The organism is Curtobacterium sp. 314Chir4.1 (assembly GCF_900215175.1).
GTDB lineage: Bacteria > Actinomycetota > Actinomycetes > Actinomycetales > Microbacteriaceae > Curtobacterium > Curtobacterium pusillum_A.
On record NZ_OCMI01000002.1, the window covers coordinates 46,792 to 73,092 of the forward strand.

The following is a 26,301-nucleotide window of genomic DNA, read 5'->3' on the forward strand; positions in this document are numbered from 1 at the left end:
CATGCTAGCAACCCGCTCGGGCGGACTGCTGGGAGCGGCACGGGTGTGCGCGGCCCGCGAACGGACCGCGCACACCTCGATCGTGTCGTCGTCGGGCGACCGTCAGGCGATCGCGACCGCCGGTTCCGCCGCGGACGCCGGGGTGCCGGCGGACTGGTCGTCGATGCCGATCACGCCGTAGTCCCAGCCCTTCCGTCGGTAGACCACGCTCGGTCGACGCGTCTCGGCGTCGACGAACAGGTAGAAGTCGTGTCCGACGAGCTCCATGTAGTAGAGCGCGTCGTCGACCGTCATGGGCGAGGCCTCGAAGACCTTCTGGCGGATCACCACCGGGCAGTAGGCCTCGGTCTCCTCCTCGTCGCCCGTCTCGTCGACCACGGGCACGGCACCGGTCGCGACGTCCTCGATGAGCTTGCCCGTCGCCGGGACGACCCCCATCCGTTCGAACCCGGTGCCCGAGGCCTCGGACACGGAGGTCGGGCGGTGCCGTCCGCGGTGCACCTTCCGGCGGTCGCGCGCTCGGCGCAGACGCTCCATGATGCGGGCGAACGCGAGGTCGAACGCCGCGTACTTGTCCGACGCGGCGGACTCCGCCCGCACGAGTGGGCCGGGGCCGATCAACGTGAGCTCGACGCGGTCCTCGCCCTGGGAACCGCCCGACTTCTCGTGGTGGCGGCTGATGCGCACCTCGAACGCGAGGGCGCGGTCGGCGAGCACGTCGATCTTCTCGGACTTCTGTTCGACGTAGGTGCGGAATCGGTCGGTGACCCCGATGTTCCGGCCCGTGATCGTCACGTCCATGTGGCGGCTCCCATCCAGACTCAGCGCGTCGCCTCCATCCGGCGATCCTGAACGCCTTGACGCGAGGCTAGACCCGCGGGCGGCCCGGCGTCACCCGATGCCGGTGAGTCGCGCCGGACACCCACCGGACACACAGTGGTCACCGAGGGTTCACCCGTCGACGCTCGCGACCGCGACGCACCGGACGACCCGTCCGCCGGCGGCGTGGACCGCCCGGACGGCCTCGGCCATGGTCACGCCCGTCGTCACGACGTCGTCCACGAGCACGACGTCCCGGCCCGCGACGCGCACGGCTCGGAGCGTCCCCACCGTCGCCGCGACCCGCTCGACGGCGGTCCGTTCCTTCTGCCCGGCGCCGGCCGCGTGCGGGGTGACGCCGTCCGGGGACCGGACCCGCTGCAGGCTCCGCGGACGACGGACTCCCCCGCGGGCGAGCAGCACGACGACCGGGTCGAAGCCGCGCCGGCGCGCGCCGCGTCGCGACGGTGGGACCCGGAGCAGGACCGTGCCCGGCGGGGACTCGGCGAGCGCCGTGCGCACGAGTGCCCCGAGTCGGACGCCCAGGTGTCGGCTGAGGTCGACCCGTCCGCGCAGCTTCAGTTCGAGCAGGAGCGTCCGGACGAGGCCCTCGTACTCGAAGGCCGCGTCGAGCCGGACCCCGGCGACGAGCCGGACGCGACGGCCCCGGGCGTCGAGGACGGACCGGCAGGCCCGGCACAGCGCACGGTCGGGTGTGCCGCAGCCGACGCAGGCGACCGGCAGGAACAGCCCGAGCACGGCGAGGGCCGCGTCCTGCCACGCGCGCTCGCGGTCGTCACCCATGCCCACGATCCTGGAGCCGACCGTGCACCCGCAGGGGCGGTCGTGGCGGACTGTGGACGCGCCTCCAGGCCGGTCCCCCTGTGGAGGAGGACCGACGCGACCTCAGCGCTGGATGCCGAGCACGTCGGCCGTGACACCCGTGGTGTCCCAGCCGCCGCCGGTGGACTGCAGGACCGAACCGTCCGACATCCGCAGCAGCATCGACCCGCCGCTGCCCCCGGCGATCGACGTCGCCCGCCCGTCGGGCTTCGGCAGCGTGCTCGACTGCCCGCCGATGGTCGTGCGGACGACGTCCGGTCCGGAGGAGGTCTGCCCGACCGACGCGACGTCGGAGTCGCTGATCCAGGCGGCGCCCACCGCGGTCCCGGTCGCCGCCTGCACCCGGACCGGGGATCCGAGTGCGGTCGGCGTGCGGTCGGACCCGCGCACGACGGCCATGACGTACAAGCTCGGACCGTCGCTCGTCTCGATGAGCGCGAGCGCCCGGGTGGAGTCGCGCGAGACCTGGAACGACACGAGCTCGCCGTTCGGCAGGGTCGTGCTCACCGCGTGCGGGTCGCCGCCCAGGCCGTACGCCGTGACCTTCCTGGTGTTCCCCGACGACGCCACCCAGACGAACCCGAGGTCGTCGATCGAGGGCGCGACGAGGTCGTCCGTCGCGTCGATGCGCAGGTGGTTCCGCCCCCGCACCACGGTCACGCCGTCGTCGTTGCCGACCGCGGCCGCGGTGCCGGAGGCCGACAGGGCGAACGAGGACGGGTCGAGTCCGGCGATCTCGTCGCCCATGCCGTTGCCGAGCTCCGCGACCTTCCCGCTGCCCGTCGCCGCGTAGCCGACGGCGCCGTCGTGGTCGACGAGCGGCCGCGAGTCGACGTCCGGGTTCTGCACGGCCTCCGTGCCGCTGGTGTCCGGGACGGAGAACGTCGCACCCTCGGCGGTGATCGAGACGGACGAGACCGTGGCGACCGAGGCGAGCGACTTGCTGAGCTGTTCGCGCATCCGGCCCCTGTCCTGGCTGCTCGCGCGCAGGGCGTCACTGGACAGGTCGACCAGCGCGGTGCCGTTGTCGACCGTCACGGCGTTCAGGGAGAGCTGCGTGCCCTCCGGGAACGACGAGACGACGGAGCCCTTCAGCCAGTCGGCCGGGCCGGCGAGCAGGGCACTGGCGATGCGGGTGCTCGTCGAGGAGCGTGCGAGGAACCAGCGCTCGTCGGGCACCAGGAACTTGTAGGTCGGGTCGAAGAAGTAGAGCGCGTGCTGCTGGAACACCGAGTCGAAGTTCACCGGCGACAGGATGATGCCGTCCGGCGCGTACGCGATGCGCCACTCGCCGTCCTCGCGGGTGAACTGGAACGTCAGCGTCGACGAGGTGGGTCGGACGGCCTGGGTGTACTCGCCGTCCGCGTCGACGGTCGCACTCGCGGTGAGGGTGTACGTCAGTTCGCGTTCGCCGACGCGCTCGACCGCGGGGTTCCCCTGCCGGATCGTGACGCTGCGGCGCGGGTTCCACTTCTCCGCGAAGCCCGACGACAGGAACTGCCGGGCGATGGCGTAGTCGTCCTGCGCGCCGGTGCCGGCCGCGATGAACCCACGGAGGATCGCCGTCTGGTCGGCACCCGCCACGGGCTTGTCCGGGCGGTAGTCGACACCGGAGAGCGACTCGTCCTTGATCGTCTGCCCGGCGCGGACCGGGCCGTCGGTGGGGATCGCGGCACAGGCGGACACGGTCACGATGGTCACCGCGGCGAGCGCTGCGGCGAGGAGGTGTCGGAGACGGGTGCGCATCAGTCGTCCTCTCGCACGGCTCGGGGGCCCTCGTACGACTCGTCGAGGTCGGGGAGCGGGATCGCCGACGTCGTGACGCCGACCCGTTCGTTGCGGGGCAGGGTGAGCACGAAGGTCGACCCTTCCCCCGGCTGCGACCACACGTCGATGCGGCCGCCGTGCAGGTTCGCGTCGCCGAGCGAGATCGCCAGCCCCAGGCCCGTGCCGCCGATGGTGCGCTTCCGGCTCGGGTCGGCGCGCCAGAACCGGTCGAACACACGGACGGCGTCCTCCGGGGGCATGCCGATGCCCTGGTCGCGCACGGCGATCGCCACGGTGCGGGCGTCGCTGTCGACGACGACCTGCACGGGCTTCGCGTCGCCGTGCTCGATCGCGTTGCCGACGAGGTTCCGGAGGATGCGGCGGACGCGCTTGGCGTCGAGCTGCATGGTCGTGTGGCCGCCGGGGGTCACGAGCTGCAGGTCGATGCCGGCGCGGTCGGCCAGGGGACGGAACTCGTCGACGATGTCCGCGGCGAGCGACGCGGGGATCACCGGCTCCGGGTCGAGCTGGACGGCCTGCGCGTCGAAGCGGGAGATCTCGAGAAGGTCGGCGAGCAGGAGCTCGAACCGTTCGATCTGCGTGTGCATGAGCTCGGCGGACCGGCCCACCGACGGTTCGAACGCGTGCCGGGAGTCGTAGAGCATGTCCCCGGCGAGCCGGATCGTGGTGAGCGGGGTGCGCAGTTCGTGCGAGACGTCGGACACGAACCGCTGCTGCACCCGGGAGAGCTCGGCGAGCTGGGTGATCTGGCGGCTGACGGCGTCGGCCATCCCGTTGAAGCTCCGCGCCAGCGTGGCGATGTCGTCGTTGCCCCGCACCGGGATGCGTTCGTCGAGTCGACCGGCCGCGATCTTCCGGCTCGTCTCGGCCGCGCCGCGGATCGGCACCACGACCAAGCGCACGACCAGCGAGGTCACCAGGGCGATGAGCACCATGAGCGCCACGCCGCCGATGGACAGGGTCTGCGACACGAAGTCGAGGGTCTGCTGCGCGTCGGAGAGGTCGTAGACGAGGTACAGCTCGTACTGGCCGGCGCTCGGGATCTGCAGGGTCGACCCGACGGCGAGGCCGGGCTGCCGACGGCCGTCGTCCTCCAGCCGGACTGGCTGCAGGCTGAGCTTGCCGGTGTTCTTGCCGACCTCCTTGCGGAGGACGTCGGTGATCACGGCGTCGGGGAACCCCTGGCTCGCGACGTTCTGCACCGTCTGCGGTCCGGGCTGGTCCGGGCTGCGCTCGATGGCGATGCTCGTGCCGCCTGGGCTCGTGGTGTTCGACAGGATCGCCTGCTGCGCCTCGCTCTGCAGCGTCTCGAGTTCGGACTGGTTGTTGTCCTCACCCGCGGTGGCCGCGTCGAAGATGCCCTGCGCGACGATCGTCGCCCGTGCCGACTCCGCCTCGATCTGGTCGCGGCGCTGCGCGTAGACGTTGTTCGAGATGCTGATCATGACCGCGGTGCCGATGATCGCGATCGCGAGGCCGGTCGTCATGACCGTGATGGCCACCGACCGGAACATCAGGGAGCGTCGCCACAGGTAGGCGACGCCCCGCCAGCCGCGCCGCACCCACCGCCGGAGCCGTCGACCGATCCGGCCGAGCGTGCTCCGGGCGCCGGCGCCACCGCGCGACGGTCCGGGCGGCACGGTGCTCAGGCCCCTCCGGCCCGGTACCCGACGCCGCGCACCGTGGTGACGATCTTCGGGTTGTCGGGGTCGTGCTCGATCTTCGCGCGGAGCCGCTGGACGTGCACGTTCACCAGGCGGGTGTCCGCCTTGTAGTGGTAGCCCCAGACCTGCTCGAGGAGCATCTCGCGGGTGAACACCTGGTTCGGCTTCTCGGAGAGCGCGCGCAGCAGGTCGAACTCGAGCGGTGTCAACGCGATCACGGACTCGCCGCGGCGGACCTCGTGCCCGGCGACGTCGACGGTGAGGTCGCCCACGTGCAGCACGGTGGCGTCCGTCGCGGAGGGACGGAGCCGGGTGCGGATGCGGGCGACGAGCTCCTTCGGGTTGAAGGGCTTGACGACGTAGTCGTCCGCGCCGTTCTCGAGCCCCGCCACGACGTCGGCGGTGTCGCCCTTCGCGGTGAGCATGATGATCGGCGTCCCGCTCTCGGCACGGATGCGCTTGCACACCTCGATGCCGTCGATGCCCGGGAGCATCACGTCGAGGAGCACCAGGTCGGGCTTCGTGCCGTGGAACGCGTCGATGGCGTCGTTGCCGTCGGCGCTGAACTCCGGCTCGTAGCCCTCGGAGCGGAGGACGATGCCGATCATCTCGGCGAGGGCCTGGTCGTCGTCGACGACGAGGATGCGCGGTGTCATGTGATGTGGACTCCGTGTGACGTGCGGCGGTGCTGCGTGCGGCGGTGCCGGGTCGGCACTCGCGTCCTCACGATAGCCGAGGCCCCGTCGCGTGGCGTTTTCCGACAGGATGGTGTCGTCCGCGCGTCCGCTGCGCGGCCGAGGACGACGAGGGGGCGGCGATGTCCGATTGGCAGACACCGGGGACGTCCGGTGCGCAGCCGGGTGCGGGCCGGCCTGGAGGCGCGGCGCACCAGCCGGGGCAGCGACCGTCCGCCCCGTGGCCGGTCCCAGGGCCCCCGCCGCCTCCGCCCGCCGGCTCGCGGCCCGTCATCCCGCTCCGGCCCCTCGGCCTCGGTGACGTCCTGGGCGGCGCCTTCACCGTGTTCCGCCGGAACGCCCGCGTCCTGCTGCTCTGGAGCGTGCTGCTCAGCGGCGTGCTCGGGCTGCTCGCCACGCTCGTCAGCACCTTCGGCCAGCAGGCCCTGCAGTCGCGGATCCTCTCCGCCGCCGACGGCGGCAGCGGTTCCGACTCGATCGTCGCGGGGTCCGCGACGCTGCTGATCGTGCTCTCCGTCGTCCTGCCGTTCCTCGCGTACCTCGGCCGGGGGTTCCTCGTCGCACCCGTCGCCGCGGACACCGGGCAACGGGTCCTCGGCCGGCGGGCGACCTTCCGCGGGCTCTGGGCGCTGCTCGCCGGTCGGCGGCGGTCCGTCGTCGCGTGGATCCTCCTGCAGCTCGCGGCCGGCGTCGTCATCGGCGTCGTGTTCGTGCTCGTCTTCTTCGGCTTCATCGCCGCACTGACGGCGGGCGACGCCGGCGTGTGGGGCTTCGTGCTCGGGTTCCTCGGGATGTTCGCCGGCTTCGGGGTGCTCCTCGTCTGGCTCGGCACGAAGTTCGCGTTCACGGTCCCGACGATCGCGCTCGAGGGTCGGTCGGTCTTCTCGGCGGCCGCCCAGTCGTGGCGCCTCACCCGCGGCGCGTTCTGGCGGACGTTCGGCATCGTGCTCCTGGTGCAGGCCATGTTCGGGTTCGCGGTGTCGATCGCGTCGTTCCCCCTCACCATCGGGAGCGTCCTGCTGAGCGGCACGTTCGATCCCCTCGGGCAGACCGATGCGTCCTCCGGCGTCGGCGTGGGTGGGATCGTCGCCGTGGTTCTCGGCAGCCTGCTCGCGATCGCGGTGCAGTGCATCGCCGACGTGCTGAACGCGTCCGTGGTGACGCTCCTGACCGTCGACCGGCGCATCCGGACCGAGGCGCTCGACCAGCGGATCGCGTCGCACCTCGAGACCGGTGCGCCGGCCGACCCGTTCGCGCCGGGGCCGCAGGTGTCGCGGCCGCCGTGGCCTCCGCAGCCGTGGCCGGGGCAGCAGCCGTGGCCCGGGCAGCAGCCGTGGCCCGGGCAGCCCGTGCAGCAGCCGTGGGCCGGTCCGCCGGTCCCGCCGCAGCAGCCGTGGGCCGGTCCGCCGGTCCCGCCGCAGCAGCCGTGGCCGGGGCAGCCCACGCCGCCGCCCGAGTGGGGCGGCGCACCCGGACGCTACCCGCCGGACGGTCGCGCATGACGATCGACCCCGACGAGGCCCGCCGCCTGCTGGAACGCGAACTCGAACGGTCGGAGTACGACGGAGCCCACGTGACGTGGTGGGACCGGGCGTCCCGGTCCTTCCTCGAGTGGCTCGGGTCGCTGCGTGCGGACGGCCTGGGCTCACCGGTCGTCGCACACACCCTGCTCTGGGTCGCCGTGGTCGTGCTCGTCGCCGTGGTCGTCCTGGTGGTCGTGGCGCGTGGGCTCCCCCGCCGCCGCGCTCGGCTCACCGGGCAGGACGTCGGCGGGGTGTTCGACGACGACGACCTCCGATCGGCGGCCGAGATCGCCGACGCCGCCCGCGCTGCGCTCCGGAGCGGCGACTTCGAGGGTGCGGTGCTCGACGGCTACCGTGCCCTCGCGCGCGGCCTCGGCGAGCGCGACCTCGTGCCGGACGTCCCCGGGGCGACCGCCCGCGCCATCGCCGGACGGGCAGCCGTCGTGTTCCCCGGCGAGACGACGCGGCTCGACCACGCCGCACGGGTGTTCGACGACGTCCGGTACCTCGGCGCGGTCGCCACCGAGACCGACGCCCGCGACGTCCTCGACACCGAGCACGCGGTCCGGACGGCACGCCCCGTCGCGCCGACGGCACCGGCGGTCCCGGCATGACGACGGCTGCGCCGACGCTCGCGGGTCGGGCGCCGCGCGAGGGCCGCGGGCTGCGGATCGGGTTCTGGGTCGCGATCGTCCTCGTCGGCCTGCTCCTCGCCGCACTCACCGCCGTCGTGCAGCGCAGCGGTGCTCCCACGCGCGACCCCCTCGACCCGACGTCGGCGACGGCGAGCGGCTCGAAGGCGCTCGTCCGCGTGCTCGAACAGCGCGGCACCGACGTCCGGGTCGTCGACACGGCCGACCGGGTCGACGCCGACGGCGGAACGGTCTTCGTCGACGACTCCCGGGCCGCACTCGACCCCGCCGTCGCGCGGCGACTCGGTCGACAGGCCGCACAAGTCGTCCTCGTCTCGACGAGCCCGGCGGTCCTCGACGCCTTCGGTCTCGACGTCGAACCCGTCGCGCAGGTCGGCGGTGACGACACCGCGGCGACCGGCACGTGCTCGATCCCCGCGGCGGCCGGCGCCGGCCGCGTGACGACCACCGGGTTCGCCTACCGGGTGCCGGAGGGCGGACCGGCCCCGTCGGGCACCGACCTGTGCGCACCGACCGGCTCCGGCGACGACCGCGGCTACGGACTCGTCCGCACCGACACCCCGGCGGGCGACGTCACCCTCGTCGGCACGACCTCGGTGTTCCGCAACGACACGATCACCTCCGCCGGGAACGCCGCACTCGCCCTCGGCCTGCTGGGCGACGGTGACGCGCTCACCTGGTACACGACGACGCCGGGTGCGCCGGACGCGGCACCGACCCTCGGGACCCTCGCACCGCCGTGGGTCCCGAGCGCCCTCGCCCTGCTCGGCCTCGTCGCCGTCGCGGCGGGGATCTGGCGGGGCCGTCGACTCGGACCCCTCGTGGTCGAGCGGATGCCGGTCGTCGTCCGGGCCGCAGAGACCACCGAGGGCCGGGCACGACTGTCCGCTCGGACCCGTGACCGCACGCACGCCCTCGACACCCTCCGCATCGCCGCCGTCCGACGGACCGCCCGGCGCCTCGGGCTCCCGCGCTCGGCACACGTCGACGAGGTCGTCCGGGCCGCCGCCCACGCGACCGGACGACCCGACACCGACGTCGGTGCGGTGCTCGTCGGCGGGCCGACCCCGGACGACCGCGCACTCGTCGCCGGTGCCGCGGCACTCGACGAGCTGGAGCGCGCCGTCCACGCCGCGACGTCCGGCGATCACCAGACCGACCACGACCGACGAGGAGCACGACCGTGACCGATCCGTCCCCCACCCAGACCCCGCAGGCGCACCCGGCGGGCGATCCGCTCCGCGACGCGTTCGGCCGGCTCCGTGCCGAGGTCGGCAAGGCCGTCGTCGGACAGGAGGGCGCGGTCTCCGGGATGATCGTCGGCATCCTCGCGCAGGGTCACGTGCTGCTCGAGGGCGTCCCCGGCGTCGCCAAGACCCTGCTCGTCCGGAGCCTCGCGGCGGCCATGTCGCTCGACACCAAGCGCATCCAGTTCACGCCGGACCTCATGCCCGGCGACGTCACCGGCTCGCTCGTGTACGACGCGTCGACGGGCACGTTCCCGTTCCGTGAGGGACCGGTGTTCACGAACGTGCTCCTCGCCGACGAGGTGAACCGGACGCCCCCGAAGACCCAGTCCGCCCTGCTCGAGGCCATGGAGGAGCGGCAGGTCAGCGTCGACGGGGACGCCCGCGCCCTGCCAGACCCGTTCTTCGTCGCCGCGACGATGAACCCGATCGAGTTCGAGGGCACCTACACGCTCCCCGAGGCCCAGCTCGACCGGTTCCTCATGAAGCTCACGCTCGACGTGCCACCGCGGGACGTCGAGTGGCAGGTGCTCCGACGGCACGCGGACGGCTTCGTCCCGCGGGACGTCCGGTCGGCGGGCATCGTGCCGGTGGTCGGCGTCGACGAGGTCCTCGCCGCGCAGCGTGCGGTCCGGGCCGTGGGAGCGCGCGACGACGTCCTGGCGTACGTCGTCGACCTCGCCCGTGCGACCCGGCAGGCGCCGTCGGTCCGGGTCGGCGTGAGCCCCCGCGGCGCGACCGCCCTGCTCGCCGCCGCCAAGGCGTGGGCGTGGCTCACCGGGTACGACGCCATCACCCCGGACCACGTGCAGGCCATGCTCCTGCCGGTCTGGCGGCACCGACTCCGGGTCGCCGCGGACGCCGAGCTCGAGGGCGTCGGGGCCGACGGCGTCCTGCAGCAGGTGCTCGAGCAGGTCCGGGTGCCGATCTAGTGGCGATCTCCGGCCGGTTCGTCGCGCTGCTCGCGGTCGCGATCGTCCCCACCGTGCTGCTCGGCACGGGGTGGGCGGGCCTGGCGTGGGCGGGCGTGGTCGTCGTCGCCGCAGGGCTCGACGTGCTGCTCGCGGCCGACCTGGCTCGCGTCCGGGTCGAACGGCGCATGCCCCGGCTGGCACGGCGCGACACCGCGGCGGACGGCACGCTCGTGCTCGCCAACGACGGCTCCCGGCGCCTGCGCGGCGTCGTGCGGGACATGTGGGAGCCGTCGGCCGGCCACGCACCGCGGCGCCTCCGGATGGACGTGCCCTCCGGCGAACGACGGACCGCGCGCATGCGGTTCGCCCCGTTCCGCCGCGGCCGTCGGACCACCGCCGGCGTCGCCGTCCGCGCGTTCGGGCCGCTCGGGCTCGGCGCGCGGCAACGGGTCCTGCACGCCCCGGCGGAACTCGTCGTGACGCCGCCGTTCCGGTCGCGGCGCCACCTGCCCTCCCGACTCGCACGGCTCCGGGAGCTCGACGGCGAGACCACCCTGCAGCTCCGCGGACACGGCACCGAGTTCGACTCGCTGCGGGACTACGTGCGCGGCGACGACGTGCGGTCCATCGACTGGCGGGCCACGGCTCGTCGGCAGGACCTGGTCGTCCGGACCTGGCGACCCGAACGCGACCGACGGGTGATCGTGGTCGTCGACGCCGGTCGCGCCGGAGCCGGCCGGGTCGACGACGAACCCCGTCTGGACACCTTCATCGAGTCCGCGCTCCTGCTCGGTGCGCTGGCCGCGGCCGCCGGTGACCGGGTCGACCTCGCCGTGCTCGACGACGCCGTCCGCGGCCGCGTGCACGGCGCCACCAGGACGGACGTGGTCCAGCGGTTCGGTGAGACCCTCGCACTTGCGGAACCGGGGCTCGCCGCCACCGACTGGTCCACCGTTCCCGCGCTCGTCGACTCCGTCACGACGTCCCGGGCGTTCGTCGTGCTCGTCTCCAGTCTCGACTCCGTCGGCGCCTCGGCGGACCTGCTCGCCGTGCTGCCGCGACTGGCGCGGCGGCACGCCGTCGTCGTCACGAGCGTGACGGACCCGACCGTCGAGCGGATGGCGCGCGGGGCCCTGGAGCCGACCGACGACGGGCCCGGCCGGCGGGGCGGACGCGCGCCGTTCCTCCCGGACCGTGCCGAACGCGACGTCTACCGGCGGGCAGCAGCGGAACGCACCCTGCTCGATGCCGACGGTGTCGCGGACGTCGCCCGCCGGGCGGGTGTCGAGGTGGTGCGGGCCGCGCCCGAGCAGGTCCCGCCGCTCGTCGCGGACGCGTACATCCGGGCGAAGGCGACCGGGCGCCTCTAACCGGCGACGAGCGCGGACGTGCCGCGCTCGAACTCCTCGAGGTCGCCGCGCTCCCCGGCGCGGTGCGCGCGGCCGCCGAGCACCCACTGGTACCAGAGGACCGCGGCGAGGGCGACCGAGCCGATGCCGATCTTGACGGGCCACGGCCAGTCCTGGCGCGTCACCGTGCCCTCGACGATGCCGGAGAGCAGCAGGGTCAGGGTGAGTCCGACGGCGATCGTGATGAGCGCGCGACCGTCCTCGGCGAGCGCCTGCGCACGGGTCCGCGCACCGGGGGCCACCCACGACCAGAAGATCATCAGGCCGGCCGCGGCGGCGAGGAACACCGAGTACAGCTCGAGCTGCCCGTGCGGGGCGATGTACAGGAAGAAGTCCCCGAGTCGGCCCTCGGAGTGCATGATGGCCGCGGAGACGCCGAGGCCGATCGCGTTCTGCCCGATCGAGAACGGCACGAAGAGCCCGGTGATGCCGAACGCGACCATGGACGCGGCGATGTAGGCGTTGTTCGTCCAGACCTGCGCCGTGAACGCACCGAGGCCGTGGTCGGAGTAGTAGTCCTGGAAGTCCTGCGTCGCGTACTGCCGGAGGGCCTCCGGTGTGCCGAAGGTCGCAGTCGCCCCGGGAGTGGTGCTGATCCAGACGGCCACGACGGCGGCGATCGCGGCGGTGGCGAATGCGACCCAGATCGTCACCCAGCGGATCCGGTACAGTGCCGCCGGCAGCTGCACGACGAAGAACGCGGTGACCGCCGTCAGCGGGTCGACCGGGGTGCCCGTGAACCGGAGGCGGGCGCGGAACAACGTCAGCGACAGCCGGTCGCCGACGGCCGTCCGCGGCGCCGCCCCGCGGATGCGCGCGAGGTCCGTCGCGCCCTGCTGGTAGGCGGAGACCAGCCGGTCGACGTCGGCGCCGGTGGTGTGCCGTGCCCGAGCCAGGCGGTCGAGCTCCTGCCAGCGCTCACGGTGCACCTCGGTGTAGGCGTCCAGGTCCACAGCGTCTCCCCCGCTCCGTCGGTGCGCGGCCGGGCGAGCCGCGACCGTCTCCGACAGAATGATCCCATGCCGAAGACCCGTGCGCCGCGTGACCTCGCCGATGCCCGGTTCGTCCGAGCCCTCGACGACACTGCGGAGGAGCTCGTCGTCGGAGAGGCCGTCGCGCTCGACGTGCAGCCGGCGGGGATCGTCCTGCGCCTCGCGGCGGCACTGCTCGACGCCGTGTGCGTCCTCGCGCTGTACGTCATGCTCATGATCGGGCTGTCCCGGGTGTGGCCCAGCGGGATCGACGACGCCTGGGCCGCCGCGCTCGACATCGGCGTGCTCGTCGGGGTCCTCGTCCTGGTGCCGGCAGCCGTCGAGACCGTGACGCGCGGCAAGAGCGTCGGCCGGTACGCCACCGGCACCAGGGTCGTCCGGCTCGACGGCGGGGCGATCGGCCTCCGCCACGCGTTCGCCCGCGCACTCGTCGGGCTGTTCGAACTGTGGATGACGGTCGGCTCCGTGGCGTTGCTCGTGGCGTTGTTCGGCTCGCGGCCACGACGGCTCGGAGACCTGCTCGCCGGGACGTTCGTGCAGCACGAGCGCGCGACGAAGCACCGTGACCCGCAGGTCCTCATGCCCGCCGAACTCGTGACGTGGGCATCCGTCGCGGACGTCTCGGCGCTGCCGCAGCGGCTCGAGAACCGCCTCGGGGCGTTCTTCCGCGGAGCGGCCGACCTCCGGCCCGAAGTCCGGGAGTCGACGGCACGGACGCTCGCCGAGGCCGTGGCGGAGTACGCGCACCCGGTGCCGGCGGTCCACCCGGAGGCCTTCCTCGCCGGGGTCGTCGTGCTCCGGCGCGAGCGGGACCTGCGGGCGCTGCGGTCGCGCGTGGCGATGCTCGACGACGCCGCGGTGCGGGCGTCGGCGCCGCCGCCGGGCTTCCCGCGCTGACGCGCGGCGCGGCGCGGGCCGCGGCGCGGGCCGCGGCGCCGCGCGGCGCGGCGGGTCGCGGCGCGGCGCTGACGCGCCGGCCGCTGGTGCCGGCCGTCGGCCCACAACCAAAGTCGTCCGACACCACGCGAACACGCGGTCCCGGACGACTTTGGTTGTGCGGCGCCCAGCGACGCCCGCGGCGCTCCCGGCGCGAGCGGGCGCCCGCGCCCGCCGCTGCGGAACGGTCCCGCGCCCCGTGGCGAACACCGCGCCCCGTTCATTCGGGGCGCGCTGTTCGGCGCGGGGCGCCATCGCGCCGGCCGTCGGCCGGCTGCGCCCGCGCCCGGCGCTGGCGCCGGCCGTCGGCGCACAACCAAAGTCGTCCGACACCACGCGAACACGCGGTTCCGGACGACTTTGGTTGTGCGGCGCCCAGCGGCGCCCGCGGCGCCCGCGGCGCCCGCGGCGCCCGCGGTGGCACCATCCCGCGCACCGTTCCGCACGCCGCGCCCCGTCCATCCGGGCCGCGATCGCGCGATCGCGCGATCAGCCGGCCCGCTGCGCCGGCGCCCGTCGCGTCAGTAGCGGTAGTGCTCCGGCTTGTAGGGGCCCTCGACCGGGACGCCGATGTACGCCGCCTGCTCCGGCCGGAGCTCGGTGAGCGCGACCCCGAGCGCGTCGAGGTGCAGGCGCGCGACCTTCTCGTCGAGGTGCTTCGGCAGGACGTACACGCCGGTCGGGTACTCCTCGCGCCGGGTGTGGAGCTCGATCTGGGCGAGCACCTGGTTCGTGAACGAGTTGCTCATCACGAAGGACGGGTGCCCCGTCGCGTTGCCGAGGTTCATGAGACGGCCCTCGCTCAGCACCAGGATCGAGCGGCCGGTCGGCAGGCGCCACTCGTGCACCTGCGGCTTGATCTCGACCTTCTCGACATCCGGCAGGGACTCGAGGCCCGCCATGTCGATCTCGTTGTCGAAGTGCCCGACGTTCGCGACGATCGCGAGGTGCTTCAGCCCGAGCATCTCGTCGACGCCCACCACGCCGAGGTTGCCCGTGCAGGTGATGACCATGTCGACCTCGCCGACGACGTCCGCCAGGCGGGCGACCTGGTAGCCGTCCATCGCCGCCTGCAGCGCGCAGATCGGGTCGACCTCGGACACGATCACCCGTGCGCCCTGACCGCGCAGGGCCTCGGCCGCACCCTTGCCGACGTCGCCGTAGCCCACGACGAACGCGACCTTGCCGCCCATCAGGACGTCGGTCGCACGGTTCAGGCCGTCGGGCAGCGAGTGGCGGATGCCGTACTTGTTGTCGAACTTCGACTTCGTGACGGAGTCGTTGACGTTGATCGCCGGGAACTTCAGCTCGCCGGAGCGGGACAGCTCGTACAGGCGGTGCACGCCCGTGGTCGTCTCCTCCGTGACGCCCTCGATGTCGGCCGCGATGCGGGTCCACCGGTCGGTCGACTCCTGCAGCGACGCCGCGACGGTGTCGAGGACGATCTTCCACTCGGTGCTCGCATCGGCACCGGCCTCGGGCACACGACCAGCTGCCTCGGCGTCGGCGCCGGTGTGCACGAGCATCGTCGCGTCACCGCCGTCGTCGAGGATCAGGTTCGGGCCGATCCACTCGGCGCCGACCGCTTCGGCCTCGGCCGACCAGTCGAAGATGCGGCTGGTGCACCACCAGTACTCCTCGAGCGTCTCGCCCTTCCAGGCGAAGACCGGGACGCCGGCCGGGGACTCGGGGGTGCCCGTCGGACCGACCGCGATCGCCGCGGCGGCTTCGTCCTGGGTGGAGAAGATGTTGCAGCTCGCCCAGCGGACCTGGGCACCGAGCGCGACGAGCGTCTCGATGAGCACGGCCGTCTGCACGGTCATGTGCAGGGAGCCCGCGATGCGCGCGCCGGCGAGTGGCTGCGACGCGCCGAACTCCTCACGCAGGGCCATCAGACCCGGCATCTCGTTCTCGGCGAGACGGATCTGGTGACGGCCCGCCTCGGCGAGGGCGAGGTCGGCGACGCGGAACGGTGCTGCGGTACGGGCTTCGGTGGGCATGCCCACCAGTCTTCCACGCCGGGAGGCGCGGGTCGTCAGGCGACGTCGGTCACGTGATCCGTGCCTCCGGTCCGCCCCCTGTGGAGGACTGAGCAGGCCGCGCTCAGTCGGCCTCGCGCCGGAGCGGCTCGCGCCGCACCACCTGCCAGCCGCGCGGCACGCGCAGCGACGCTGCGTGGCGCTGGCACAGGTCGTAGCCGTGGGGTTCGACGCGGGAGGAGAGGGGGCCGACGACCACCATCGAGTCGCCGTAGTCGTACGTCAGCGTCGCCGCGGCGCTCGCGCCACAGGCCACCTTGCTGCAGATCCGTACGTCCATACCGTCCACGACCCTAGCGGAGCAGAGCCGGGACCGGAGTCGCGCGTACGATGTGGGGATGCGTCGCAGGACCCGTCTCGTCACACCGGTCGACCGAGGCCGCGGCCGATCCCGGCACGGTCGCGGCGGCCGGTCCAGCGTGACCGGTCCGGACCTCGCGCCGATCATCACCCGGGCCGAGACCTTCGACCGGATCGTCGGTGACACGGCGCACTACCTGCTCGGACTGTGGCCGGACGAACTCCAGGGTGTGGTGTTCCAGGTCGCCGACATGCCGACCGACGTGACGCTCCCCGACCACATGCCGCGGTGGCGCGTCGACCGCGAGCAGCGCCGGGTGACCGTGTTCCGGATCCCCGTCGAGCGCGTCACCCGCAGCCCCGAGAAGGACGACACCGACAAGCGGGTCATCATCGAGACCGCGGTGTTCCGAGCGGTCGGCGAGCTGATCGACAAGGACCCGTGGGACCTGGCACCGGACCGCTACCGCCACTGGTGACCTTCGTCGCGAACGCCGCAGCGAGCGAGTCGGGTCAGGGGTAGACGCGCACCGGCGTCGACACCTCGGTCGCCGCCCGCACCGGGAACCCGGCGATCCCGTCGCTCCCCATGTAGGTCACGCCGGCGACGAGTCCCTTCGTCCCGGAGAGCGTCAACTGCTTCGACACCGGCACGATCACCGTGCTCGTGGCTCCGGCGACGACGTCGACCTGCTGTCGTTCCTCCCCGGACCGGATCGTGACCGTGGCGTCCGAGCGCGTGGGGTTGACGAACGTCAGGCGCTGGTTGTCGCCGGGCGCGAGCGCCGTGATCGTCGACGTGCCGAGCGGCTCGGCGGACGCGAACCACCCGAGGTCGGTGCGGTCGTCGTCCGTCGGCGTGGTGGTGCGGGCGCCGGCGACGAGCGGCACGGTGGACGTCACGGTGAACGAGTACCGGCCGTCCGGGAAGTCGTCGAGCGCGACGTCGGTGACGACGCCGGGCTCGGCCGTCGCGTTCACGGTCGAGCCGCCACCGTCCGAGGTGGTGATGCCGAGGGTCACACGCGCCGCCTCGGTGCCGGGCACGAACAGCCGGACGATCGGGGCTGCGTCGGCCGTGTCGTCGCCGCGCTGCGCGGCCTGGGCGCCCTTGAGCACGACACCGGGGATGATCTGCGTCGTCGACGGGGCGGCCCCGCCGGAGACGATGTCGAAGCCACCGGGGGTCAGCGTGCGGACGATGGATTCCTGCATGTGCGCGACGATCTGGCCGCCGGAGGACTCGACGTGCACGACGGTCGAGCCCTGGTCCGACACGAACCCCGACAGCGGGACGACCTTCTGCGTGTTCGGGGCGACGACGATGCCGGTCGTGCCGGGAGCGCTCACGGTGCCGGTGCCGTCGTAGATCGACAGGTCGACGGTGGCGTTGACGTCGGTCGGGTTCGAGAGCGTGACGAGGCTGGTGCGTCCGGTCTCCGTGGACCCGCCGACCAGCCAGGTGGACTGGCTCGGGTCGTCGCACGACGCCGCGCCGGCACCGACGAGGTCACCGTTGGAGACGCTCTGGTAGCTGCTGCCGGCCACCTGGGGAGTGGTCGAGCCGGCGGGTGCGGTGAGGAGGCGCGGGTCGCTGCCGCCCGTCGACGACGGGTCGAGCGAGGAGCGCTCGACCGTCGAACCGGTGGTCGCCGTCGCGACCGTGGCGGACCCGACGGTGCTGGCCTTCGTCGCGTCGTTGCCGGCGTCGTCGGACAGCCGCAGGGCGCTGCCGGCACAGACGCGCTCGGCGTCGGCCGGCACCGGGGTGACGGTCTTGCCCGCAGGGCGTCCGGGGTCGGACTCGGTGCCCAGGGCGTGCGCCGCGGTGACGGCACCGGCGGCCACGACCACGGCGATCGCGGTGGCGGTGCCGCGGACGACCCATCGACGGACGGAGGCGGTGTTGGTGCTCATTCGTCGCGCTCCTCGTCGAAGGTGGTGGCGGGTTCCTCGGCCTCGATGACGTTCGAGGTGGCACGGCGACGCCGGGGTGCGGTCGGCACGGCGAGCAGTGCCGCAGCGCCGAAGACGACGCCGAGCACGATGAGGTACAGCACGTGCGTGGTGTGCGCCGCGGCCGATCCGGTGGAGGGCCGGTCGACGTCGCCCTCGTAGTGGAACAGCTGGCCGCTGGTCGTCTCGCCGATGCTCGTGAACAACGCGTTCTGGCCGATCGCGCCGGCGGCACGGTCGTGGACGTCCCGCGAGGCCTGGTCGTCCGAGGCGTCGTCGAGCAGGACGAAGCTGATGCCGAGCTGTCGGAGCGCGGGCTCGGGGTCGTAGCCGCTCCGGCTGGCGAGGTTGCCGGCCAGGGTCGCGAGCTGCGAGCCCGACCGGCTCAGCGTCAGCGCGGTCGAGTCGAGCGTCGTCTGGTCGTCGAGCGTCGAACCCTGGCCGCGTTCGAGCGACACCGCGAGCGAGCCGTCGGTCTGCGGCTGGACGACGAGCGTGCCGACGTCCGGGTTCGCCTGCGCCTCGGCGTTCACGTAGGCGCTGAGGACCCGGCCGGTGGTGGGCTGGATGACGGCGTTGCCGAGGTAGAACGCCCCGAACGCCGGTGCCACGGTGAGGGCGGCGAGGACGGTCGTGACCAGGCCGGCGACCGGTGCGAGCCGGGGCAGCACGTCGATGCCGATGCACGCGGCGGCGACGATCCCGAGCCAGTACACGGACAGGCCGCTGCCCGGCCACACGATCGTGGTGGTCGACCCCACGCCGGTGACGGTGACCTGCGTCGCCGCGAAGGCCGTGGCGAACCCGAGCAGCGCGACGACGAGGGCTCCGCAGGCGACGGCCCAGCGGTGCCCGAGCACGGCGCCGATCGCGGCGACGGCGATGGGCAGCGCGAGGACGGCCATCAGGACCGGCAGGATCCACGCGGCGAGCGCGAGGCCCGAGGTCGTGGGCAGCCAACCGCTCCAGTCCGGCACCGGCTGGCCGATGGCGAGCTGGAACGCGGACGGCGCACGGGTCGCGGACGGCACGCCGGGGTCGGCGAAGACGGCGAGCACGTTCCCGCGGGCCACCTGCGCGAGCACGAGGGGCAGGAAGAGCACGGCGGCCGGCACCGGGATGAACACGCGGCGGTGCGCACGGCGCCACCCGACGGCGAGCGAGACGAGCCACGTGACGAGCAGCACCGGCAGCAGCGACGGGGCCGAGGCGGCGACGACCGCGAACAGCAGCGAGGCACCGGACGCCCAGGCCCAGGACCGGTGCGCCTCGAGCACGGCGAGGAACAGCCACGGCAGCAGGACGTGCGCGATGACGGCGCCGAGGTGTCCGCTGGTGACGGCGCCGACGAGCGTCGGGGCGATCGTGTACAGCGCCGCGCCGATGACCGGGACCCAGGTCCGGGTCGTGACCTTGCGGACGGCGAACCAGGCGCCGAGCGCGGCCACCGGGAACGCGACGAGCATGACGAGCACGACCGAGGTCGACGGCGACCAGAACGTGATGGACCCGAGGACCGCGACGACGGCCGCGAACGGGTCGGACGGGCCGGTGAACCCGGTGCCGATCGAGTGCCAGCCGTAGCCGACGTTCTGCCACAGCCGGGCGACGTCGGTGCTGAGCGGCAGGAGACCCCCGCCGGTCAGTGCCGGGGAGCCGAGGAGCGGGTACAGCGTCACCACGCTGAGGACGGCCGCTGCCAGGACGACCCAGATGCCGCCGTCACCGAGGAACGACGCGCGCGCGATCGGGGCGTCCTCGACCCGGGCGAGCTCGACGTCCCGGGAGGTCGTGCGCCGTTCGTGCACGCGCCGCCAACTCACGCGGAGCGGTTCGATCGCCGCCCAACCGAGCTTCTTGTTCCGGGCGAGGGTCCGACGGGACCGTCCGACGCCGCCGCCGAAGGCCACGGCGAACGCGGCGGAGAGCTCGGCGCTGACCGCGGCTGGGTGCTTCGCGACGAGGTGCCCGACGGCCCGGCCGATCGCGAACGGCACGAGCGTCAGCCAGTGGATCCAGAGCACCCCGGCGGAGGCGTACGTCATCCGACGGTGGAGCTGCGCCTGGCGGTGCATCCGGACGCGCCGACGCTCGGACACCCGCTTCCGCCCGAACTCCTCGATGGGGCCGGCGCTCGTGACACGGGCCTCGGGGACGACGGCGACGCGGTGGCCGGCGAGGCGGACGCGCACGCAGAAGTCGAGCGCGGCGTCGACGTCGGGCAGCGCCGGGTCGAAGCCGCCGAGCTCGTTCCAGATCGATCGGCGGACGAGCATCCCGCCCGCGGCGACGGCCATCACGTCGGTGTTCCGGTCGTGCTGGCCCTGGTCGAGTTCGTCCTGCACGAGGACGAGGGACCGGCCGAAGCGGGTCATGCTCTCGCCGAACGCGCGGATCACCGACGGGTCGTCGACCGACACCGACTTCGGGCCGGCGACGACGACGGACGGGGCGATCTCGACCGCGGACAGCAGGTCGGCGAGCGCCGACGGCGACGGTGCGTTGTCGTGCCCGAGCAGCCAGAGCCACTCGTCGACGGGTTCGTCCGCCACGGCCGGCGGCGCTTCGCGCTCACCGCGGGCGACCGCCTCGCCGAACGGCCGCCCGGCGGGCAGCCGCAGCAGTTCGGCGGAGCCGCCGAAGGACAGGTCCTTGGTGGAGCCGTCGGTCGACCCGAGGTCGACGACGACGAGGTTCTCGGGGTGGCGGGTCTGGGCGGCGAGCGCGTCCAGGGTCCGGTCGAGGTGGTCCGCCCCGTTGGCGGCGACGAGGATCGCGGTGACTCTGGGCTGCATGACGGGCGTCACTCTACGGTCTGGAGGCGCGGCGCGGCCTGCGGACGGCGGCGCGCCGTGAACCTGAGGGGACGATCACTGCACGGTGTGCGCCGGACGCGCACCGTGCCTCCAGGCAGACGGGGTGCGGGCCTAGGCCCGCTTCCGCAGCTTGCGGCGCTCGCGCTCGGACAGACCGCCCCAGATGCCGAAGCGCTCGTCGTTCTCGAGCGCGTACTCGAGGCACTGCGCCCGGACCTCGCACGAGGTGCAGATCTTCTTCGCCTCGCGCGTCGATCCGCCCTTCTCGGGGAAGAACGCCTCGGGGTCCGTCTGCGCGCAGAGCGAGTCGACCTGCCACGAGAGCGGGTTCTCCTCGTCGTCGGTCTCCGGACGCCGGACGCCCGGGACGCCGAGCGACACGGGGTCGACGTGCCAGTCCTCCGGTACTCCGGCGTGGAAGTCGGAACCGTTCACCCTGATCACCCCTGACGTCTCGATAACGGGACCACAACGATCGCTGTCGTTGCCTGTAATTACAGCGGTGTCATTCGCGAGAGTCAAGTCGCGGATCATAGAAGGCTCTGACCGTTCCGGCGTGTCATGTCCCCCGTACGGGCGTGTCGCGGCCGGTCTGTCCGGGCTTCGGGGGACAACTGACGACCCCTCGAGGGCTCAGGAGACGTTGCGGCGGGCCTCCCACGCGCTGGTGACCATCTCGTCGAGGGTGTGCCGCATCGACCACTCGAGGTCACGTGCCGCGGCCTCGCCGGTCGCCACGATCCGCGCGGGATCCCCGGCGCGTCGCGGTGCGATCTCCGGCTCGAACGCGATGCCGGTGGCGGCGGCCATGGCGTCCATGATCTGGCGGACGCTCACCCCGTCGCCGCTGCCGAGGTTGTACGCACGCTCGAGGGTCTCGCCGGCTTCGAGCTTCTGCGCGGCGACGGCGTGCGAGTGCGCCAGGTCGGCGACGTGCACGTAGTCGCGGACGCACGTGCCGTCGGGCGTGTCGTAGTCGTCACCGTTGATCCGCGGCGTCCGTCCGGCCAGCAGCGCGTCGAACACGAGCGGGAACAGGTTGTGCGGGCTGGCGTCGTACAGGTCGGGCTCCCCCGACCCGACGACGTTGAAGTAGCGCAGCGACGTCGTGGTGAACCCGGCGGCGACCTCCATGTCGCGGAGCAGCCACTCGCCGATGAGCTTCGACTCGCCGTACGGCGACTCGGGGGCCTTCGGGGTGGACTCCACCACCGTCTCGACGTCCGGCGTGCCGTAGACCGCGGCGCTCGACGAGAACACGGCCTTCCGCACGTCGTTCTCCGCCATCGCGCGGAGGAGCGTCGCCATGCCCGTGACGTTCTGCTCGTAGGTGTGCAGCGGCCGCTCGACCGAGACACCGGCGTACTTGAACCCGGCGACGTGCACGACCCCGGTGACCCCGTGGTCGCGGATCGTGCGGGCCAGCAGCTCGCCGTCGAGGATCGTGCCCTCGACGAACGGGACGTCCTCGGGCACGAACGCCCGGAACCCGCTCGACAGGTCGTCGAACGCGACGGTGTCGATCCCCGCTGCACGGAGCGCTCGGACGACGTGGGACCCGATGTACCCGGCACCGCCGGTGACCAGCCAACTCATGCTGGCCACGCTAGCGGACGGCGTTCCCCGTCCTCGTGCTCACGCTCCGGTCGCGATGAAGACGGTGGACGCCAGACCGCTGCCGCCGTCGGCCTCGACCGTGACGTCACCTTCGTCCGGGGTGATGTAGCAGGACTCCCCCTGCCGGAGCAGCGTCGCCGAGGTCGCACCGACGAGCGTCACGGCCCCGGCGGTGCAGACGGCGATCGACGGCCCGACGAGCGGCGCCACCCCGCCCGTGCCGAGTCCGACGGGGCGTCCGTCGCCGGTCACCCGGAGGAGCGCGAAGCCCACACCCTCCGGCGCGAACCGCTCGACCCCGGCGTCGACCGGCTCGGGCGCGAGCAGGGGGGCGGGGTAGGCGGTGAAGTCGAGGACGTGCAGGAGTTCGGCGACGTCGACGTGCTTCGGCGTCAGGCCGCCGCGCAGCACGTTGTCCGACGGCGCCATCAGCTCGATGCCGAGCCCGTCGAGGTAGGCGTGGATGTTGCCAGCGGGCAGGTACATCGCCTGACCGGCCTCCAGTGTGACGCGGTGCATGAGCAGCGAGACCACGATGCCCGGGTCGCCCGGGTAGCTCGTGGTGAGGTCGCGCACGGTCGCGGTGTTCGGCGTCAGCGCCTCGTCGGGGAGCGCCGCGGCGAGGTCGCTCACGGCCTGCACGATCGCGAGTGCCGAGGAGTCCGCGGTCTCGAGCCAGCGGACGGTGTCCTCGAGTCCGTGCTGCAGGTGCACCGTGAGCGGACCGAGCCGACCGGAACCGGCGTCGAGCGCCTCGACCTCGGCGAGCGTCTCGGCCACCGGACGGAACCCGCTCAGCGCCTCGAACCGCTCGCTCAGGGCCACGACGAGCTCCGGCTTCGGGAACGGGTCCTTGTAGTTCCGGGCGGGGTCGTCGATCGGGATGCCGGCTGCTTCCTCGCGCTCGAACCCCTCGCGCGCCTGCTCCGGCGTCGGGTGCGCCTGCAGCGAGAGCGGAGCAGCGGCGGCCAGGACCTTCAGCAGGAAGGGCAGGCCGGACCGGTCGGCGCCGAGGGCGTCCTGCGGCTCGGCGGTGATCCAGTCGAGCAGGGTGTCGGCGCCGCCCACCATCGCGGGGTTCACGACCACGCTCGGGCTGCCGGGGTGGGCGCCGAGCCAGAGTTCGGCCTGCGGGGCCCCGGTGACGGTGCGGCCGAGGAGCTCGGGGATCGCGGTGACGGACCCCCAGGCGTAGTCGCGGGGCGTGTTCGTGATGCCGAGGAACATGGATCGAGCCTACCGGCGGTCGCCGGTACTCTGGCGTCGTGACGAACACCTGGCCGCTGTCGCGCGGGACCGTACCCGAGCGCGAGGCGTTCGCCCTCGGCGCCACCGTCCTGTTCGTCCTGTTCGCCGGCGACGCGGTGCCGAACACCCTGACCTGGGTCGGCGCCGGCATCCTCTGGGCAGCGGTCGCGGCGTGGGGCATCGCGGTCCTCGTGCGCGCCCGCCCGCCGATCGCACGGACGCCCCGGTCCCTCTGGTTCTTCCTCGCGTGGTGCCTGCTGTCGGTCGTCTGGTCGCACTGGCGGCCGGCGACGATCGCGAGCATCACGGTCCAGGTGATCTGCGCAGCGATCGCGTTCGCCATCGCGTCGACCCTCACCTGGCGGCGCATCCTCGACGCGGTCAGCCTCGCGATGCGCTGGGTCCTCATGCTGTCGCTCGTCTTCGAGGCGTTCGTGGCCGTGGTCGTCCGGCACCCGATCGCACCGATCTGGACCGACTACGGCGACGCGAAGATCCCGGACGCGTTCTACTTCTCCCGTGCGGAGCTCCTCACGGGCGGCCGCATCCAGGGCCTGCCCGGCAACGCGAACCTGCTCGCGATGGTGGCGCTGCTCGCCGCGATCGCCGTGGCGATCCAGTTCGCCGAGGGCCGGATGGGTCAGAACCGCGCCGTCGGGTGGCTCGTGGTGGCTGGAGCCGTCCTGCTGCTGACCCGGTCGTCGACCGTGCTGGCCGCCGCCATTGTGGTGGTCGTCGCCCTCGCCGTCGCGCTCTGGATCCGACGGGTCCCGACCGAGCGCCGGACACCGCGGTACCTCGTCGTGCTGGTCGGTGCCGTGGTGGTCGCGGTCGTCGGGTTCCTCGCCAGGGGCGCCGTGTCCGAGCTGCTCGGCAAGGGCGCCGACGCGACCGGCCGCGGCGAGATCTGGCAGCGGGTCCTCGGCCTCGTCGACCAGCACCCGGTCGTCGGATGGGGCTGGATCGGGTACTGGTGGCCGGACATCCCGACCCTCGCGGACCTCGCGCACCGCAAGGGCGTGACGTACCTGCAGGCGCACGACGCGTACCTCGACGTGTGGATGCAGACCGGGATCATCGGCCTGCTGCTGTTCGCGCTGTACGTCGTCACCACCCTGAACCGCTCGTGGTCGTCGGCGACCCGGATCGGCTACGACCAGACGCTGTCGCCGCGCGCGTTCGACCCGGTGTCACTCCTGCCGCTGCTGCTCGTCGTGGCGCTGGTGGTGCAGTCCGTCGCCGAGTCGCGCCTGCTCTACCAGGGCAACTGGGTGCTGTTCGCCCTGATCGCGATCAAGACCCGCATCGTGCTCGTCGGCGAGGAACCCCGCTCCACCGGCGACGGCCCGCGCACCCCGCCGACCAGGCGCGAGTTCCGCCGCGCCGTCGCTCGCTGAGCCGCTACCGGCTCGGCAGCAGTCTGCTGCACGGCACCTTCGCGGACCACGGAGCGGTGCGCACGTCCACGACCTCCGCGGGATCACCGTCGCAGGCCGCCACGGCCGCGGGGACCTCCCCGGCCCAGACCGGACCGTCGCTGCGCCGAGTGGCACCGGGCGCGGCGTTGCCGACCGCTGCCACGACCAACAGCGCGACCACGCACCAACCGGCCGCGACCCCGACGAGGCGAGCCGCGCCTCCAGTCCGACGGCTCGTCGACGCCGGCCGCCAGCCGACGAGCACGCTGGCCGAGACGACCGACGCCGCGACGAGCAGCAGCCCGGACGCCGCCGCGTAGCGCTGCGGCGGCACGGCCTCCAGCGCCGCCACCGGGTGCGACCAGTCCTGGGCGGCCCCACCGTTCGCGAGGAGCGCCGCCCACCAGACCCCGCCCGACACGAGTGCCAGCGCGACGATCATCCAGCGTGCACGCCACGTCCCGACCGCCACCGCGGCGACGACCACGAGCACGAGCAGCGTCAGCGGCACCAGGACGCCGACCCAACCGTGCTCGACGACGAACCGCACCGCGGCGCCGACGTCGGCGTCCCACGCGCCGGCGAACGGCTGCAGGACCCACCCGGCGACGACGTCCGCGAAGGCCGGCGACCCCGGCTGCGAGACCCGGTCGTCGGTGAGCGCGGCCACCACCTGGGCGGCAGCGCCGAGGACGGCGACGATCGTCACGGGGAGCGCCCGCGGCCACACGCGCGCCCCGGCAGCGTCACGCCGCGGGAACCACGCGAGCAGGAGGAGCGGCAGGAAGAACACCGTCTGCAGCTCGGTGAGGACCACGAACCCGGTCAGCACGCCCACGACGCCGCTCCCCCACCAGGTGCGGGCCCGGTACGCGAAGCACCACGGTGCCGCGAACAGCAGGAACCAGTGCAGGTTCGCGGCGTTGCCGGCGATCTCGTAGGGCGCGAGCGGCAGCACCGCGGGGATCACCGCGAGCACCAGGCGGAACGGCCACGACGGCACGACGTCGCGCGCGAGCACGAACACCGCCGCTGCGACCGCTCCGACCACGACGCACGACCCGGCGGACACCACGTGGGCGTAGTCCTCGATCGGCATCGCCCAGCCCAGGTCGACCAGCAGCCGCGGCACGAGGTGCAGGTAGCCGGCGTACGGGTGCAGGAGCGAGTCGACCGGGCCGAGTGCCACCCGCTCGCGGAGGAACACCCCGCCGTCCTCCGCCCAGACCGTCCCGCGGGTCACCGGGCCGAGCCGCCACCACGTGAGCGCGGTGACGCCGGCACCGACCAGCACGGACGCGACGACGGCCAGGACGACCGGGGCGCGTCGTGTCGGGGCGGCGGGTGTGCGGTCCATCGTCCGCCGACGCTAGCCGAGTCATCGCGCATCGGCGATATCGACGCTCCGCGATGGCGTCGGTACC

At 73.4% G+C, this 26,301-nt stretch carries 22 protein-coding genes; 8 read left to right on the forward strand and 14 right to left on the reverse strand.

Going from position 1 to position 26,301, the window contains the following annotated elements:
- Positions 1-102 precede the first annotated feature (102 nt).
- From raiA to mtrA, 5 genes are all read right to left on the reverse strand, one after another.
- Complete coding sequence (gene raiA, locus CRP27_RS05200; RefSeq protein WP_097179699.1) at positions 103-801, reverse strand: ribosome-associated translation inhibitor RaiA; 699 nt, start codon at positions 799-801, stop codon at positions 103-105.
- A gap of 150 nt (positions 802-951) precedes the next feature.
- Positions 952-1,623, reverse strand: coding sequence for a ComF family protein (locus tag CRP27_RS05205; protein WP_097179700.1), 672 nt, complete (start codon positions 1,621-1,623; stop codon positions 952-954).
- Between the two features lie 102 nt (positions 1,624-1,725).
- Positions 1,726-3,408, reverse strand: a complete 1,683-nt coding sequence (locus tag CRP27_RS05210; protein WP_097179701.1) for an LpqB family beta-propeller domain-containing protein — start codon at positions 3,406-3,408, stop codon at positions 1,726-1,728.
- Positions 3,408-5,090, reverse strand: coding sequence for an MtrAB system histidine kinase MtrB (mtrB, locus tag CRP27_RS05215; protein WP_255257451.1), 1,683 nt, complete (start codon positions 5,088-5,090; stop codon positions 3,408-3,410). The genes CRP27_RS05210 and mtrB overlap by 1 nt, the downstream gene beginning before the upstream one ends.
- A gap of 5 nt (positions 5,091-5,095) precedes the next feature.
- Positions 5,096-5,770 (reverse strand): MtrAB system response regulator MtrA, encoded by a 675-nt coding sequence (gene mtrA / locus CRP27_RS05220; RefSeq protein ID WP_079236423.1) that lies wholly within the window; start codon positions 5,768-5,770, stop codon positions 5,096-5,098.
- 161 nt (positions 5,771-5,931) lie between these two features.
- Between mtrA and CRP27_RS05225 the strand changes: the two genes are divergently transcribed.
- From CRP27_RS05225 to CRP27_RS05245, 5 genes are read left to right on the forward strand one after another with little or no spacing between them, the layout of a single operon-like run.
- The gene (locus CRP27_RS05225; RefSeq protein ID WP_097179702.1) at positions 5,932-7,311 is read left to right on the forward strand and encodes a glycerophosphoryl diester phosphodiesterase membrane domain-containing protein; all 1,380 of its coding nucleotides are present in this window, start codon (positions 5,932-5,934) and stop codon (positions 7,309-7,311) included.
- Positions 7,308-7,946 (forward strand): DUF4129 domain-containing protein, encoded by a 639-nt coding sequence (locus CRP27_RS18155; RefSeq protein WP_097179703.1) that lies wholly within the window; start codon positions 7,308-7,310, stop codon positions 7,944-7,946. Before CRP27_RS05225 ends, CRP27_RS18155 begins: the two co-directional genes overlap by 4 nt.
- Positions 7,943-9,172, forward strand: coding sequence for a DUF4350 domain-containing protein (locus tag CRP27_RS05235; protein ID WP_097179704.1), 1,230 nt, complete (start codon positions 7,943-7,945; stop codon positions 9,170-9,172). The genes CRP27_RS18155 and CRP27_RS05235 overlap by 4 nt, the downstream gene beginning before the upstream one ends.
- Positions 9,169-10,164, forward strand: coding sequence for a MoxR family ATPase (locus CRP27_RS05240; RefSeq protein ID WP_097179705.1), 996 nt, complete (start codon positions 9,169-9,171; stop codon positions 10,162-10,164). Before CRP27_RS05235 ends, CRP27_RS05240 begins: the two co-directional genes overlap by 4 nt.
- The gene (locus CRP27_RS05245) at positions 10,164-11,516 is read left to right on the forward strand and encodes a DUF58 domain-containing protein (protein ID WP_097179706.1); all 1,353 of its coding nucleotides are present in this window, start codon (positions 10,164-10,166) and stop codon (positions 11,514-11,516) included. The genes CRP27_RS05240 and CRP27_RS05245 overlap by 1 nt, the downstream gene beginning before the upstream one ends.
- On the opposite strand, the gene CRP27_RS05250 is transcribed toward CRP27_RS05245, so the two are convergent.
- Complete coding sequence (locus CRP27_RS05250; protein WP_097179707.1) at positions 11,513-12,508, reverse strand: stage II sporulation protein M; 996 nt, start codon at positions 12,506-12,508, stop codon at positions 11,513-11,515. The two genes, CRP27_RS05245 and CRP27_RS05250, sit on opposite strands and share 4 nt — an antisense overlap.
- A gap of 66 nt (positions 12,509-12,574) precedes the next feature.
- Between CRP27_RS05250 and CRP27_RS05255 the strand changes: the two genes are divergently transcribed.
- Entirely contained in the window at positions 12,575-13,444 is an 870-nt protein-coding gene (locus tag CRP27_RS05255; RefSeq protein WP_097179708.1) for an RDD family protein, read from the forward strand.
- 560 nt (positions 13,445-14,004) lie between these two features.
- On the opposite strand, the gene ahcY is transcribed toward CRP27_RS05255, so the two are convergent.
- Both ahcY and CRP27_RS05265 read right to left on the reverse strand, forming a co-directional pair.
- Complete coding sequence (ahcY, locus tag CRP27_RS05260) at positions 14,005-15,483, reverse strand: adenosylhomocysteinase (protein WP_097180300.1); 1,479 nt, start codon at positions 15,481-15,483, stop codon at positions 14,005-14,007.
- 103 nt (positions 15,484-15,586) lie between these two features.
- On the reverse strand, positions 15,587-15,802 hold the full coding sequence (locus CRP27_RS05265; protein WP_079236433.1) for a DUF3499 family protein: 216 nt from the start codon (positions 15,800-15,802) through the stop codon (positions 15,587-15,589).
- Between the two features lie 58 nt (positions 15,803-15,860).
- Here CRP27_RS05265 and CRP27_RS05270 point away from each other — a divergent pair, with 58 nt between their 5' ends.
- Positions 15,861-16,301 carry a hypothetical protein gene (locus tag CRP27_RS05270; RefSeq protein ID WP_097179709.1) on the forward strand — a complete coding sequence of 147 codons (441 nt, stop codon included), beginning with the start codon at positions 15,861-15,863 and terminating at the stop codon, positions 16,299-16,301.
- 34 nt (positions 16,302-16,335) lie between these two features.
- On the opposite strand, the gene CRP27_RS05275 is transcribed toward CRP27_RS05270, so the two are convergent.
- From CRP27_RS05275 to manA, 5 genes are all read right to left on the reverse strand, one after another.
- Positions 16,336-17,739, reverse strand: coding sequence for a DUF5719 family protein (locus tag CRP27_RS05275; protein WP_097179710.1), 1,404 nt, complete (start codon positions 17,737-17,739; stop codon positions 16,336-16,338).
- Positions 17,736-20,573: a glycosyltransferase gene (locus CRP27_RS05280; RefSeq protein WP_141399697.1), complete on the reverse strand. Its 2,838-nt coding sequence runs from the start codon at positions 20,571-20,573 to the stop codon at positions 17,736-17,738. Before CRP27_RS05280 ends, CRP27_RS05275 begins: the two co-directional genes overlap by 4 nt.
- A 132-nt stretch (positions 20,574-20,705) precedes the next feature.
- Positions 20,706-21,029, reverse strand: a complete 324-nt coding sequence (locus CRP27_RS05285) for a WhiB family transcriptional regulator (RefSeq protein WP_097179712.1) — start codon at positions 21,027-21,029, stop codon at positions 20,706-20,708.
- 198 nt (positions 21,030-21,227) lie between these two features.
- The gene (galE, locus tag CRP27_RS05290) at positions 21,228-22,190 is read right to left on the reverse strand and encodes a UDP-glucose 4-epimerase GalE (RefSeq protein ID WP_097179713.1); all 963 of its coding nucleotides are present in this window, start codon (positions 22,188-22,190) and stop codon (positions 21,228-21,230) included.
- 39 nt (positions 22,191-22,229) lie between these two features.
- Positions 22,230-23,438 (reverse strand): mannose-6-phosphate isomerase, class I, encoded by a 1,209-nt coding sequence (manA, locus tag CRP27_RS05295; RefSeq protein WP_097179714.1) that lies wholly within the window; start codon positions 23,436-23,438, stop codon positions 22,230-22,232.
- Positions 23,439-23,476: 38 nt separating this feature from the next.
- Here manA and CRP27_RS05300 point away from each other — a divergent pair, with 38 nt between their 5' ends.
- Positions 23,477-24,856 carry an O-antigen ligase gene (locus CRP27_RS05300; protein ID WP_097179715.1) on the forward strand — a complete coding sequence of 460 codons (1,380 nt, stop codon included), beginning with the start codon at positions 23,477-23,479 and terminating at the stop codon, positions 24,854-24,856.
- Positions 24,857-24,860: 4 nt separating this feature from the next.
- Here the strand turns inward: CRP27_RS05300 and CRP27_RS05305 are convergent, their stop codons facing one another.
- Complete coding sequence (locus tag CRP27_RS05305; protein WP_097179716.1) at positions 24,861-26,234, reverse strand: hypothetical protein; 1,374 nt, start codon at positions 26,232-26,234, stop codon at positions 24,861-24,863.
- Between the last annotated feature and the right edge of the window lie 67 nt (positions 26,235-26,301).